We start from the raw sequence: 13,638 nt of genomic DNA, 5'->3' as shown, positions 1-13,638 counted from the left end.
CTTTTACCCCGACAAAGACAAGGAGCCAGCATCATGACAAAACGCATCGCACTCGTAACCGGAGGCATGGGCGGCATTGGAACCGCCATCTGCAAGGCTCTGGCCGAATCCGGCCACACCGTCATCACCACCTACAGCAAGCCAGGCAAGGAACAAGCCTGGTTGGCCGACATGAAGGGCATGGGTTTTGACGACATCCATGCCTATCAGTGTGATGTCACCGACACCGCGGCCTGCGCCGCCATGCTGGCCAAGGCACAGGCTGAAGTGGGTGCCGTGGATGTACTGGTGAACAATGCCGGCATCACCCGCGATGGCACGTTCAAGAAGCAAACCAAGGATGACTGGGACGCCGTCATCAAAACCAATCTGGATTCGCTGTTCAACATGGTGAAGCCGGTACTGGATGGCATGGTGGAGCGTGGCTTTGGTCGTATCATCAATATTTCTTCCATTAACGGGCAGAAAGGTCAGTTCGGCCAGACCAACTACTCCGCAGCCAAGGCCGGCATGCACGGCTTTACCATGGCGCTGGCACAGGAAGTTGCACGCAAGGGTGTAACCGTCAACACCATCTCCCCGGGCTATATCGCTACCGACATGGTAATGGCTGTGCCGGAGGAAGTGCGCAACAAGATCATCGCCAACATTCCGGTAGGCCGCCTGGGCAAGCCGGAAGAAATTGCCGGGCTGATCAACTACCTGGCATCCGATGTATCCGGCTTCATGACCGGTGCCAACCTGGCCATCAACGGTGGTCAGCACATGATGTAACAAGCCACAGAAAGGCTTGACACAAAACCCGGCTCCAAGCCGGGTTTTTTATTGGCAATTCTGGCAGAAACATTCTGCTATGCTGTCGACCTTGCAATACAACCGAGCACAACATGGCTGAACATTTGACCATTCAGGGCGAAACCAAGGAAGAAAAGTACCAGACACTGCTGCCGCAAGCACAAGCCCTGGTGCAATACGAAGACGACCAGATTGCCGCGCTGGCCAACCTGACCGCCGCCCTGCACAGCACATTCGACTGGCTGTGGACCGGCTTTTATCTGGTAAAAAACCAGCAACTGGTATTGGGACCATTCCAGGGGCCGATCGCCTGCACCCGCATTGCCCACGGCAAAGGCGTATGCGGCAGCGCCTGGGCGCAGAACCGCACCCTGGTGGTGCCGGACGTGGATGCATTCCCCGGCCATATCGCCTGCTCATCCAGTGCCCGCTCGGAAATCGTGGTGCCGGTACACAACAGCCGGGGTGAAGTGGTGGCTGTACTGGACGTTGACTCCAGCAGTCTCGACCAGTTTGATGCCACCGACGCCCGCTATCTGGAACAGATCTGCCAGGCACTGCAACATTTGTTCTGAATGCATTCTGAGTGGTAACCATCAAAAAAACGGATGCCGTGGCATCCGTTTATCTTACAGCGGGCAACTCATAGAGGTGACAGCTGCTGACTGAGCCAGGACTCTTTTCCGGCCTCGTCCAGCTCCAGCAACCCAGCCCCCGCCTCTTGCATGGCTTGCGCCAGCCGGGTCACCTGCCGCGCCACACCGGCTGACAGCTCGGCAGCCAGCCTTGCGTTCTCACCGGCCATGGCCAATAAGCGCGCATTGCCTTGCTCATTGATGGCCTGCTGACGCTCTGTTGCTTCTTGCAGCTCCAGATTGCGCTGCTCCAGCATTTCCAGCCGCGCCTGCTGCTTGCCAGCTTCACGCTCCCGGTCTGCCAGCCGTTCGCGCCATTGCTGCTCCGCCTGTGCCGCTTGCTGGCGCAAGGTCTGCATTTCCTCATTCAGCAAGGCAGTCGCCTGCTTCATGGTGATTCGTTCTTCTTCCACCTGTTCGTACAGGCGCAAGCGCAAACCTTCCAGCCGCTCATACGCCAGCGACTCACGCCGCTCCGCCTCCTGCCTTGCTTCCTGCAAGCGCAATTCATGGCGGGCTTCTGTTTCAGCCTGGCGCGCATCGCTATCCTGCCTCGCCTGCTGCACAGCGGCACGCTCCTGTACCAGTTGCTGCTCCAGCCCCTGACAGCACGACTCAAGCTGCGCATATTGCTGCGTCAAGGTCTGCAGCTTTAGCTCCAGAGCCTGCTGATGCTCGGTACGCAGCGCTATTTCTCGCAAGGCGGATTGCAAGGAAGACTCCACCCCCTCCAACTGCACTTGCATGGCCTGCTGCGCCTGCCTGGCACTCGCAACTTCCGCCTCCGCCTCCTCCCGCACGGCCTCCCATTGCTGCTCTGCCGCCTCGCAGGATTTCTGCCAGATCATGCCAAACGCTTCGGCCAGGCCAGACGGCCAATCCGGGTGACGCGACGAGCTGGCCATGCGCGACAAAAAATCCTGCCGCCATTCTTTCAGGGTGTTGTTGATGGTGGTGTTGGAACCAGTCCCTAACCGGGCACGCACTTCCACCACGGTAGGCCATACCCCCTCACCCACCAGCTCCAACGCCACCTGCCTGATACGGGAATAAATATCAGCTGCCATCTTGCCACCTCGCCAACAGTTCAATAGAGACAATATAACACAATTGCACATTCATAAATTATTACGTATTACGTTATATTTATACACTCATAGCAATATTTTTTCCGATTACTATACTTATCGGAAGTTAATGTCCAAATAAGCCACCTGCGCCACCCCAAAAAACACCCACCACCAAGAGAGCAAAAAAATACCCGGCTTGCGCCGGGCTTTTCCTAACCACTCCAACCTATCCCCAATAACGGACTCACTCCTCACCCATCACTCAGCCGATTCACCAACAGCCAACAAACTCAGTCACCATGCACGCCAGCCACCTGTCGCAACTCCTGCACCATTTGCGACAGGCGATCCTGCAGCTGGGTAGTATCCGACTGGGAACCCAGCATGGACTCGATTCCCTCATCCAGCGCACGATGCAGCAGCACCTCCTGCGAATTGGTCAACAACATGGAAACACAAGCCTCATCAATACGCTGACGAATATCCTCCAGCGCAATACGTCCTGCCACCTGATTGTCCCGCTGCGCCCGATCCACCTCCCCCAGGGTCTGTATCATGCGCATGGCCACCGCCACCACCTGTCTGTCACGCTGCCGCGCCGCAGCCAGCACAGCCAGGGATCCAACATGCACATTGGCAGCCTCCACCAGCATGGTCAGATGATCCCGCAGCCGCCCGCACCTATCCTCATCCTCAACTGGCATGTCGCGCAGCAACAAGGAAACCTCAGGATAGTTGATGATCATGCGATTCTTGAACTGCACCATGCGCCCCATGCCCGCCAGATGCTCCAGCACCGACAACTCCAGCGGACTGGCATCCCCATCGCTGCTGCGATTGAGGACGCCCGCACCAGCACGCAACTGCACACACCCTTGCAAGCCATACAGGCGCAAGCCAGCCACCAGGGCATCAGCCAACTCAGCCATGCTGCCAGCCGCACCCAGTTGCTTGATCACCTCCAGCAAGGCCCCCATCTCACTCATGCTGACCATGGCCGTCATGGCTGCCGAGCTGGCGTCACGCACCTGACCATCCAGCCGCCGCCGCTCGCTGCTCGCCTCGATCAGGCGACGCAACTTTGCTTCCAGCTCCAGTGCCGAGAACGGCTTGACGATATAGTCCTCACCACCTGCTTCATAGCCGCTCAAACGGTCTTCAACCGCCTCGCGCGCCGAGACAAACACTACCGGAACATGCGCAAAGCGCTCATCCGCCCGAACGAGACGACAGGTCTCGAAGCCATCCATCCCGGGCTGCATTTCCACGTCCAGCACAATTGCAGCCAGCTCTAGCTGCGGCAGCAGCTCCAGCGCCTGCTCGCCACTTTCCGCATCCACCACTTCAAAGCAATGCGCCAGGCCGGCCTTCATCAGGCGCCGTGTGATCAGCACATCATCGACCACCAGTATTGTTGGTTTTTCACTCATCAGACCCCCTGCGCCCTTTTGATGTAAAGCAATCACCCTTTGATCTATAGCTGGGCAAGCACACACAATACAAGCCGGGCGCAGCAATTGGGCTCAGGCCAGATGCAAGGGAGTCAACAAGGGCCGACCCGAGAAATGGGCAAGCAGGTTATCCAGCATCAACTGGGCCATGGCCGTCCGCGTTTCCACGGTAGCGCTGGCCACATGCGGCGTCAGCACCACATTGGGCAAGTCAAACAACGCCTCCGGCACTTGCGGCTCCTGCTCGAACACATCCAGCCCGGCTCCACCCAGACGCCCATCCAGCAGGCGCTCCACCAGCGCGGCCTGATCCACCACCGAACCTCGCGCGATATTGATCAGCACGCCCTCCGGCCCCAACGCATCCAGCACCCGGCCACCCACCACATGGTGCGTAGCCGCACCACCCGGCAGCGCCAGCACCAGCACATCAACCGCAGCAGCCATCTCAAGCAGATCGGCATAGTAGGGATAAGCAACCTCCACCTTGCGACCCGGGCCGTGGTAGCTCACTTGCATATCAAAGGCTTCAGCACGGCGTGCAATGGCCCGCCCGATATTACCCAGCCCAACAATGCCGCAACGCTTGCCGTGCAGGCTGCGTGCCAAAGGAAATCCCCCTTGCAGCCAGCACCCCTGCCGCACGAATGCATCCGCCTGCACCAGCTGACGAAATACCGCCAGCAACAAAGCCAATGCCGTATCAGCCACACAGCGGTCCAGCACGCCCGGCGTGGTGGTGACGGCAATGCCATGCTCTCGCGCATAATCCAGATCAATGGCATCAAACCCCACACCTACGCAAGCTACCAGCTCGACAGCAGGCAGCGCCTGCAATAACTGGCGCGCAGCCCCGGCAGCGCCGGTTGTAACTACCGCCCGCACCGCTGGCCACACCTCACCCGCCAACAAGGCGTCCTGCAATTCCCAGCCATGCAGGCAGTCAAACTGCGCACTCAGTTGCGCCATCAAGGCTGGCGCCAAAGGCACGGTAATGAAAATGACCGGCCGATTTGTTTGTTGCATCATTTTGCTCACTCCATCAGGGAAAATTCATGCTACCACCCGGTCCGCGGACCAAGCCCGGACTGACATGCAAAATCCTTGTCGCAAGCCCGGCCTGCTTCTAGAATCGGGCACAACATGCCAGACACCCTTCCTGCACTTCCAGCAAGCCCGCCACTGATCGCAGCCCAGTCCGACCAACAGGCCGTCCTGCTGTGGCTCAGCGAATTCATGGACCGGCCCGCCACCTTGCGCAGCTACCGCAAGGAAACCGAGCGCTTCCTGCTGTGGCTGAGCGACCGCAACAAGCAATTGCAGCAGGTGCAGCGCGAAGACGTGCTGGACTACCAACGCTTTCTGCAAGCCCCATGGCCGCCGGAACGCTGGATCGGCCCGGCACGCTCGCGCCAGCACCCGCACTGGAAGCCGTTCACCGGCCCACTGCAGCCTGGCAGTATCCGGCAGGCACTCACCATTTTGTCCGCACTGTTCAGCTACCTGAGCGAGGCAGGCTACCGCCGCGGCAACCCGTTCAAGCTGGTGCGCAAGCGCCAACAGGCAACAACACTGCCGGTGGAGCGTTTTTTCGACCAGCAAAGCTGGCAGGCCATCCTGCACGCCATCGACACACTTCCCGCCGAATCGCGCCGCGACCAGCAGCAGGCAGCACGTGCGCGCTGGCTGATTACCCTGCTCTATCTGACCGGCGCAAGACGCCAGGAAGTTGCACAGGCCAGAATGGGCGACTTCAGCCAGCGCCGTCAGCAATGGTGGTGGCGCGTACAGGGCAAGGGCGGCAGCCATGCCGACATTCCGGTTTCTGACGAACTGATGACTGCCATGGCCGCTTATCGAAACAGCCTGGGACTGAGCGCACAGCCGGAGCATCAGGAGGACACACCACTGGCTTGCAAGCTGCCCGGAGAAAAAAACCAGACCTTGCAGCCCATCAGCGACAAGGCCATTTATCTGATCTGCCGTGAAATATTTCAACGCGCCGCCAGCCAAAGCGCTGACGAAGCGGTGCGCAGCCGCCTGATACAAGCCAGCACCCACTGGCTGCGCCACACCGCCGCCAGTCATCAGCTGGATGCCGGCATCCCCTTGCTGATGGTGAGCCTGAACCTGCGCCACGCCAGCATCCAGACCACCCGTCGCTACCTGCACAGCGAAGACGATGCCCGCCACGCAGCCACCGGCCTGCACCGCATGCAGGACCGCAAAACCGTCACCGAACCTGCCGGAAATCCGGAGTCCGGCACACCGCCGGACAGCAACACACCCTAAGGCCCCTTCCCAAAATGGCCGGTTCCGCGTACCATCCCGCCTCGCTTTTCGGGATGGAATCATGAATACAAGCAGCGCTGCGCGGGCATGCGGCATCGACTTTGGCACCTCAAACTCCACCGTTGGCTGGCTGCGCCCCGGCACAGACACGCTGATTGCACTGGAAGACGGCAAGATCACCCTGCCCTCGGTTGTTTTCTTCAACTACGAAGAAGACCACTCGGTGTTTGGCCGCAAGGCATTGCTGGAATATACCGAAGGCTATGAAGGCCGCCTGATGCGCTCCCTCAAGAGCCTGCTGGGCAGCAGCCTGATCGACAGCCAGACCGAAGTGCAAGGACGCGCGCTGCCGTTCCGCCACCTGCTTACCCTGTTCATCCAGGAAGTCAAACAACGTGCTGACCGCGCTGCTGGTCGCCCGTTCGAGCAAGTGGTACTGGGTCGCCCGGTGTTCTTTGTCGACGACAACCCGAAAGCTGATGCTCTGGCTGAAGAAACCCTGGCCCAGATCGCCCGCCAGGTAGGCTTCAAGGACATTTCCTTCCAGTTTGAGCCACTGGCTGCTGCATTCGACTACGAGTCCTCCATCACCCGCGAAGAACTGGTGCTGATCGTGGATATCGGCGGCGGCACCTCGGACTTTTCCCTGGTACGCCTGTCGCCGGAGCGCCGCCTGCTGGATGACCGCCGTGACGACATCCTGGCCACCGGTGGCGTACACATCGGCGGAACGGACTTCGACAAGCAACTAAGCCTGCACGGCGTGATGCCACTGTTCGGTTTCAAGAGCCGTCTGCGCAACAATGCCGAAATGCCCTCGGCGCAATACTTCAATCTGGCGACCTGGCACACCATCAACTTTGCCTACACCCGCAAGGCATGGATGGATTTGCAGGATATTCATCGCGACGTGGAAGACCCGCGCGCCTTCGACCGCCTGTTCAAGCTGATCCAGGAACGTGCCGGCCACTGGCTGGCCATGCAGGTGGAAGAAGCCAAGATTGCCCTGTCCGGCAACGACAGCCACCGCCTTGACCTGGAGCTGATCGAAGACGGCCTGTATGCCGAACTACTGCGCGAACAGTTCAACAGCAGCATTGCCAGCATGTTGGGACAAATCGGCAAGACCATCGACAAGCTGCTGCATGATGCCGACATCCAGGCCAGCCAGATCGATACCGTGTTCTTTACCGGCGGCTCCAGTGGCGTGCCGGCGCTGCGCCAGTGCGTGCAGGACCAGCTGCCCAATGCCCGCCACGTGGAAGGCAATCTGTTTGGCAGCATCGGTAGCGGTCTTGCCATCGAAGCCAGAAAACGTTACGGCTGACGCCCAAACAAAAAGGCTGCCCCACTGGAGCAGCCTCTTTTACTTTCCCGAACCGTATCAGCCTTGCCGTTTGCGCGAGGCTTTTTTTCCGCCCGGCGGCAGTTCAAAACCAAACAGCATGCCGGTGCGACCGGTTTGCGACTGGCAGGCAATCTGCAAGGCACGGTTGATCGCTTCTTTCTTGCTCACCCCCCACCACTCGATCATCTTGTCCAGCGACTTCTGCGCATCGCGACTCAGCTCCACGGTCACCGACAGCTCTTGCAGGCGGTTACGGCGCTGCTCGCGGCTGCGGCGCTTGCGCTCCGCCACCGTCATGGCACGCTCACCCAAGGGCTTGCGTCCAGGCTTTTTCTGCACGCCGCCGATCAGGTCAAAAGTGTAGTGATCGCAGGGATCTTTCATTGGATGGGTGACGGGTCACAATCAAGAGGGGCGCAAGAATACCACAAAGCCGCAGCAGATGGGGCAGACCGGCCTGCGGCACGTGCAATTAAGCGCATCGCATAAGCCACAGACCAATACTTACAAGGGATTGGCCGCGAAGGTATCGCACTGTGCGATATCGCCACTGTCAAAGCCACGCTTGAACCAGCGCACGCGCTGCTCGCTGCTGCCATGGGTAAAGCTGTCCGGCACCACGGCATGGCCGGCGGAGCGCTGCAGGGTATCGTCACCGATTTTCGACGCCGCATTGAGCGCAGTTTCCAGATCGCCCGCCTCCAGAATGTGGCGCGCCTTGTCAGCATGACTGCCCCACACTCCGGCAAAGCAATCGGCCTGCAACTCCAGCCGCACCGACAGCGCATTGGACTTGCGCTCCGAAGCACCACGCCGTGCCGCATCCACCTTGCCGGAAATGCCCAGCAGGTTTTGCACGTGGTGACCCACTTCATGGGCAATCACATAAGCCTCGGCAAACTCACCGGGCGCACCCAGCTGTTGGTTCAGCGTGCGATAGAACGCCAGGTCGATATACACCTTGCGATCGGCCGGGCAGTAAAACGGCCCCATGGCTGACTCACCGCGCCCACAGGCGGTAGGCGTGCTGTTGCTGAACATCACCAGCTTGGGCCGCTCGTAACTGCCACCACGCTGCTGGAAAATCTGTCCCCAGACGTCTTCGGTATCAGCCAGCACCACCCGCACCAGCTTGGCCTCGCGCTCCTCTTCCGCCGAATGCACTTTGGGCTGCTGCGGCTGGGTCTGCACCTGCTGATGGCCGCCGCCACTCAGGGCGGAAATCACCTGCAAAGGGTTGGCACCAAACACCAGCCAGGCCACCAGACCAATGGCCACCGTGCCCAGCCCTATGCTGCCGCCACCAAGACTGAAGCCGCCAGAGGAGCCGCTTTCTTCGTCGCGCCTGTCCTCGACATTGTCACTTTCGCGATTGCCATCCCAACGCATGAAGCTCTCCTTGCAAAAATCAGACCGGCAGCCAGCTTGCCAGCAGCGCCTGCACCACCAGGGCAAAACCGGCGGCAATGATGTCGTCCAGCATCACACCGAAACCACCATGTACGCGCCGGTCGAACCAGCCTATCGGCCAGGGTTTTACAATATCAAACAGACGGAACAGCGCAAAGGCCAGCAGCCAGCCTGCCCAAGCAGCCGGTGCCCAGGCCAGCACCAACAGCATGGCCACCACTTCGTCCCAGACAATACCGCCGTAGTCGTGCACACCCAGCGCATCGCCGGTTTTCTGGCAGGCCCACACCCCCAGCACAAACAGCGGCAGGCATAGCAGACTGATCAGCAGCGGCCCCGCACCCAGCGCCAGCAACAGGAAAAACAGCGGATAGGCCACCAGCGTACCCCAGGTACCCGGCGCCTTGCGGGCCAGGCCGCTGCCAAAGCCAAAAGCCAGCAAATGCGCCGGATGGCGCATCAAAAACGCCCAGTCCGGGCGGAAGGCCGGAGCCTGCTTATGCGAAGTGGTCATAACCCGCCTTTTTCAATGTCATCGCTACGCCCTGCCCATCCAGCAGGCGCACACCGCTGCCAGCCACGATATGGCCGATACGCGTCACCCGGCAGCCTGCTGCCTTGCCTGCGGCTTCCACTGTCTCACGCGCAGCCTGCGGCGCGGTAAAGCACAGCTCGTAATCATCACCACCGGCTGCCAGATAGTCCAGCCAGCGCGCGCGCTCGGCTTCCAGCTGCGGCAAGGATGGCAGGCTGTCGGCGCGGATTTCCGCCGCCACGCCAGAAGCAGTCAGGATATGCCCCAGATCGGCCAATAGCCCGTCTGACACATCAGCTGCCGCATGCGCCACGCCAAGCAGGGCCTGCCCCAGCTCCAGCCGCGGCACCGGAAAATCCAGCTTGCACTGGCAAGCCGCCAGTACATCCTCACTCAAGCCAGCGTCTGCCAGCAGCCCATTACGCACGGCAACGGCGATGGCACCCAGGCCCAGCTCACCACTCACCCACACATCATCGCCCACTTGCGCGGCATCGCGCCGCAAGGCCTGGCCTTGCGGTGTTTCACCCATGATGGTGACGGACAGTGTCAGCGGCCCGCGCGTGGTGTCGCCACCGGCCAGGTCCACGCCGTATTGCCCGGCCAGCGCAAACAGCCCTCGGCTGAAATCGCGCGCCCAGGCTTCGTCCAGCTGCGGCAAGGCCAGCGACAGGAAAGCCCAGCGCGGCTTCGCACCCATGGCAGCCATGTCGGACAGATTCACTGCCAAGGTTTTGTGCCCCAGCGCCTGCGGGCTGACATCGGCAAAGAAATGCCGTCCTTCCACCAGCATGTCGACAGAAACATGCAGGTCCTGGCCCGGCGTCGGGCGCAGGATGGCAGCATCGTCGCCAATACCCAGCACTGCGGAGGGGGCCTGGCGGGTGAAGTACTGGCGAATCAGGTCGAATTCGTTCATGAAGATAGATTCCGGGTCTGGATGCAAAAACACCCGCCGTAGCGGGTGTCAGCATCAGACATCAGCGTCATCAGCCCTGACGACGCGAACGCTGCGAGGCAACCTCGTCAGCACGTACATCAGCAGCCAGCTTGTCCAGCACGCCATTGACGAATTTATGGCCGTCGGTGCCACCAAAGGTTTTGGTGATTTCGATGGCTTCGTTGATGATGACCGGGTACGGCGTTTCCGGATGCTGGGTCAGTTCCAGCGCAGCCATCAGCAGCACGGCACGTTCCACCGGGCTGACTTCTTCTTCGTTGCGTTCGTAGTACGGGCGGATCTGGCCGGACAGCAGCGGCACATCCTTCAGTACACCGTATAGCACTGCGCGGAACAGGGTTTCATCCGCCTTGGCGAAGTATTCGTTTTCGCGCAGGTGCTTTTCAATCAGCGAAGCCGGACGATCCGGATTCAATTCCCATTCATAAATGCCCTGAACGGCAAATTCGCGGGCACGGCGACGGGCGGTTTTCATATCGGTTTCCTAAAAAGAGCAAGTGAGCGGCAAGCCCGCAAGGGTCAGCCGCGCAGCGTTTTGTGCAGATTGGCCATTTCCACCGCAACGCGGGCTGCGTCGCGGCCTTTTTCCAGCATGCGTACTTCAGCCTGCTCGTCATTCTCGGTGGTGAGGATGGCATTGGCGATGGGAATGTCGAAGTCCAGACCGACACGGGTCACACCAGCACCGGATTCATTGGAAACCAGCTCGAAGTGGTAGGTTTCGCCACGAATGATGGCACCCAGCGCCACCAGCGCGTCGAACTTGCCACTCTTGGCCATGGTTTGCAGCACCAGCGGCACTTCCAGAGCACCCGGCACGGTGGCCAGGGTTACATCGGCGGCGGCCACACCCAGCGTTTTCAGCTCGGCCAGGCAAGCATCACGCAAGCCATGGCAAACCTCTTCGGTAAAGCGGGCCTGAACGATACCGACCTTGAGGCCTTGACCGTTGAAATCGGGGGCAATGCGCTGGATAGCTTCAAGCATGTGAGTCCTCACGGCAAAAATCAGATAAGGCAATCATATAAGCCCCTGACAGCCGGGCTAGCGGCGCCATCAGGGGATGGTCATGACGGAAAACCGGTTATTTTAACCGATTTCGATATGAAAGTGTTCAGGCTGGCAAAATCCGGTGACTTCCAGATTGAAACCGGCCATCGACGGTACGTTCAGCGGCGGCGACATCAGCTTCATCTTGCCCACACCCAGCGACTTGAGCATTTGCGCACCCACGCCGAAGGTTTTGCCATCCCATGGCGAGCGCTTCACGTTCTGCCCCAGCGCACGCTGCAGCAGGTCATCACCGGTTTCATCCCGATACAGCAGGATGACCACGCCCTTGCCGGCTTCATCGATGGCTTCCAGCGCACCGGGAACCGTCCAGGAATGCGGACGCGAAGTCGGGTCCAGCACATCCATGATGGACAGCGGCTCGTGCACGCGTACCAGGGTTTCCTCGTTTTCGTCCAGCTGACCCTTGACCAGTGCCAGATGGGTTTCGCGGGTGGTGACGTCGCGGAATACGTGCAGATCGAACGCACCGAACGGGGTTTCCACCGGGCGCTGACCCACCTCTTCCACCAGTGATTCGGTACGGCTGCGGTAGTGGATGAGGTCGGCGATGGTGCCCACCTTCAGGCCATGAGTCTTGGCGAACTCCAGCAATTCCGGCATGCGCGCCATGGTGCCGTCGTCATTCATGATTTCGCAGATCACCCCGGCCGGCTCCAGGCCAGCCAGCATCGGCAGGTCGCAGGCCGCTTCGGTATGGCCGGCACGAATCAGCACACCACCGTTTTGCGCCTTGAGCGGGAAGATATGGCCAGGCTGTACCAGATCACTGGCCTTGGCATTGCGCGCCACGGCGGCCTGCACGGTGCGGGCGCGGTCGGCGGCAGAAATGCCGGTGGTGACGCCTTCAGCCGCTTCGATGGAAACAGTGAAGTTGGTACCAAAGGAAGTACCGTTATTGGCTGCCATCATCGGCAGCTCCAGCAGCTTGCAACGCTGCTCGGTCAGGGTAAGGCAGATCAGGCCGCGCGCATGCTTGGCCATGAAGTTGATGGCTTCCGGTGTGACGAACTCGGCCGCCATCACGATATCGCCTTCGTTTTCCCGATCTTCCGCATCAGCCAGCACCACCATCTTGCCTGCCTTGATATCGGCAATGATGTCCTGCACCGGAGAAATAACCATTTGCTACATCCTTTTTATAGAGTGCGTGCCGCACGACGATTGCGCACGGGCGACAGAAAGCTGTTTGGCCGTAGCCCGGCGGTTGCGTCCTCACACCGGCTCACGACCCTGCCTCTTGGCATATCTTGTTGAACATGGAGCCAATCGGTCCGGCATCAAGCCGCCGGAGCGAAATTTCACGGCAAAACCAGGGTTACACCGGATGGCGCTGCGCCAGCACCCGCTCCACGGTATCGACAATGGCCTGGGTTTGCGGGTCGATTTCGATATTGATGGCATCCCCCGGTTGGCGGAACTGGATGATGGTGCGCTCCAGCGTTTCCGGAATCAGGTGCACGCAAAAGCGGTTGCCATCCACAGAACCAATGGTGAGGCTGCAACCGTCAATACCGATATAGCCCTTGGCAAACACATATTTGGTGAATTCTGCCGGCAGGCTGAACCATACCGTGCAGTTGTTCGGCGTACGGATGACTTCTTCCACCCGCGCCAGGCAAATGACGTGACCGGACATGGCATGGCCGCCGATTTCATCGCCAAATTTCGCCGCGCGCTCCACATTCACCCTGTCGCCCACTTGCAAAGCGCCCAGATTGGTCAGCCGCAGGGTTTCGGCCATCAGGTCGAAGGCCACCAGGTCTTCATTCACCTCGGTCACGGTCAGGCAGCAGCCGTTATGCGCAATGGACGCGCCCAGCTCGATACCGCCGGACAGCGCCTGCGGCAGCCTTACTACATGACGACGAAAATCCTGCTTTTCCTCGATGGCCACCACCTCGGCCATGCCCTGCACGATACCGGTAAACATGCCTGCTCCTGTTCTGTCCTGCCTGCCGGTCAATACCGGCAACGAAACACTGATGATAACCAAATCATGCCACGCTGCCGACCCGCTTTCCCGCTCCGGCCAGCCCTTCATGGTGACAAGTGCCGCTATCCTACTGA

Annotated in this window: 15 protein-coding genes; 4 read left to right on the top strand and 11 right to left on the bottom strand. The window is 60.0% G+C overall.

The window, feature by feature from the left end; genetic code table 11:
• Positions 1–33: 33 nt before the first annotated feature.
• On the top strand, positions 34–774 hold the full coding sequence (gene phbB / locus AWT75_RS08790; RefSeq protein WP_045844985.1) for an acetoacetyl-CoA reductase: 741 nt from the start codon (positions 34–36) through the stop codon (positions 772–774).
• 113 nt (positions 775–887) lie between these two features.
• On the top strand, positions 888–1,370 hold the full coding sequence (locus AWT75_RS08785) for a GAF domain-containing protein (protein WP_045844984.1): 483 nt from the start codon (positions 888–890) through the stop codon (positions 1,368–1,370).
• Positions 1,371–1,438: 68 nt separating this feature from the next.
• Here the strand turns inward: AWT75_RS08785 and AWT75_RS08780 are convergent, their stop codons facing one another.
• From AWT75_RS08780 to AWT75_RS08770, 3 genes are all read right to left on the bottom strand, one after another.
• Positions 1,439–2,497, bottom strand: a complete 1,059-nt coding sequence (locus tag AWT75_RS08780) for a DNA-binding protein (protein ID WP_062788903.1) — start codon at positions 2,495–2,497, stop codon at positions 1,439–1,441.
• Positions 2,498–2,790: 293 nt separating this feature from the next.
• Positions 2,791–3,930 (bottom strand): response regulator, encoded by a 1,140-nt coding sequence (locus AWT75_RS08775; protein ID WP_062788902.1) that lies wholly within the window; start codon positions 3,928–3,930, stop codon positions 2,791–2,793.
• Positions 3,931–4,023: 93 nt separating this feature from the next.
• Entirely contained in the window at positions 4,024–4,980 is a 957-nt protein-coding gene (locus AWT75_RS08770) for a 2-hydroxyacid dehydrogenase (protein ID WP_062788901.1), read from the bottom strand.
• A gap of 114 nt (positions 4,981–5,094) precedes the next feature.
• On the opposite strand from AWT75_RS08770, the gene AWT75_RS08765 reads away from it, so the two are divergent.
• Both AWT75_RS08765 and AWT75_RS08760 read left to right on the top strand, forming a co-directional pair.
• Positions 5,095–6,243: a tyrosine-type recombinase/integrase gene (locus AWT75_RS08765; RefSeq protein ID WP_062788900.1), complete on the top strand. Its 1,149-nt coding sequence runs from the start codon at positions 5,095–5,097 to the stop codon at positions 6,241–6,243.
• Positions 6,244–6,304: 61 nt separating this feature from the next.
• Positions 6,305–7,570, top strand: coding sequence for an Hsp70 family protein (locus tag AWT75_RS08760; RefSeq protein ID WP_062788899.1), 1,266 nt, complete (start codon positions 6,305–6,307; stop codon positions 7,568–7,570).
• A gap of 57 nt (positions 7,571–7,627) precedes the next feature.
• On the opposite strand, the gene AWT75_RS08755 is transcribed toward AWT75_RS08760, so the two are convergent.
• The 8 genes from AWT75_RS08755 to AWT75_RS08720 form a co-directional block, all read right to left on the bottom strand.
• The gene (locus AWT75_RS08755) at positions 7,628–7,975 is read right to left on the bottom strand and encodes a hypothetical protein (protein ID WP_045844979.1); all 348 of its coding nucleotides are present in this window, start codon (positions 7,973–7,975) and stop codon (positions 7,628–7,630) included.
• A gap of 120 nt (positions 7,976–8,095) precedes the next feature.
• Complete coding sequence (ypfJ, locus tag AWT75_RS08750; RefSeq protein ID WP_062788898.1) at positions 8,096–8,980, bottom strand: KPN_02809 family neutral zinc metallopeptidase; 885 nt, start codon at positions 8,978–8,980, stop codon at positions 8,096–8,098.
• Positions 8,981–8,999: 19 nt separating this feature from the next.
• A complete protein-coding gene (locus AWT75_RS08745) occupies positions 9,000–9,515 on the bottom strand; it encodes a phosphatidylglycerophosphatase A family protein (RefSeq protein WP_045844977.1) in 516 nt (171 codons plus the stop codon).
• The gene (gene thiL / locus AWT75_RS08740) at positions 9,499–10,455 is read right to left on the bottom strand and encodes a thiamine-phosphate kinase (protein ID WP_062788897.1); all 957 of its coding nucleotides are present in this window, start codon (positions 10,453–10,455) and stop codon (positions 9,499–9,501) included. Before thiL ends, AWT75_RS08745 begins: the two co-directional genes overlap by 17 nt.
• 70 nt (positions 10,456–10,525) lie before the next feature.
• Positions 10,526–10,972 (bottom strand): transcription antitermination factor NusB, encoded by a 447-nt coding sequence (gene nusB / locus AWT75_RS08735; RefSeq protein ID WP_045844975.1) that lies wholly within the window; start codon positions 10,970–10,972, stop codon positions 10,526–10,528.
• Positions 10,973–11,016: 44 nt separating this feature from the next.
• On the bottom strand, positions 11,017–11,484 hold the full coding sequence (ribH, locus tag AWT75_RS08730; RefSeq protein ID WP_045844974.1) for a 6,7-dimethyl-8-ribityllumazine synthase: 468 nt from the start codon (positions 11,482–11,484) through the stop codon (positions 11,017–11,019).
• Positions 11,485–11,586: 102 nt separating this feature from the next.
• Positions 11,587–12,693 carry a bifunctional 3,4-dihydroxy-2-butanone-4-phosphate synthase/GTP cyclohydrolase II gene (gene ribBA, locus AWT75_RS08725; protein WP_045844973.1) on the bottom strand — a complete coding sequence of 369 codons (1,107 nt, stop codon included), beginning with the start codon at positions 12,691–12,693 and terminating at the stop codon, positions 11,587–11,589.
• Between the two features lie 193 nt (positions 12,694–12,886).
• On the bottom strand, positions 12,887–13,501 hold the full coding sequence (locus tag AWT75_RS08720; RefSeq protein ID WP_062788896.1) for a riboflavin synthase: 615 nt from the start codon (positions 13,499–13,501) through the stop codon (positions 12,887–12,889).
• Positions 13,502–13,638 lie beyond the last annotated feature (137 nt).

It is taken from the genome of Aquitalea pelogenes, from assembly GCF_001515305.1.
In the GTDB taxonomy this organism is placed as follows: Bacteria; Pseudomonadota; Gammaproteobacteria; order Burkholderiales; family Chromobacteriaceae; genus Aquitalea; species Aquitalea pelogenes.
The sequence above is the reverse complement of the archived record's forward strand: the minus strand, read 5'-3'. Positions and strand labels throughout refer to the sequence as shown.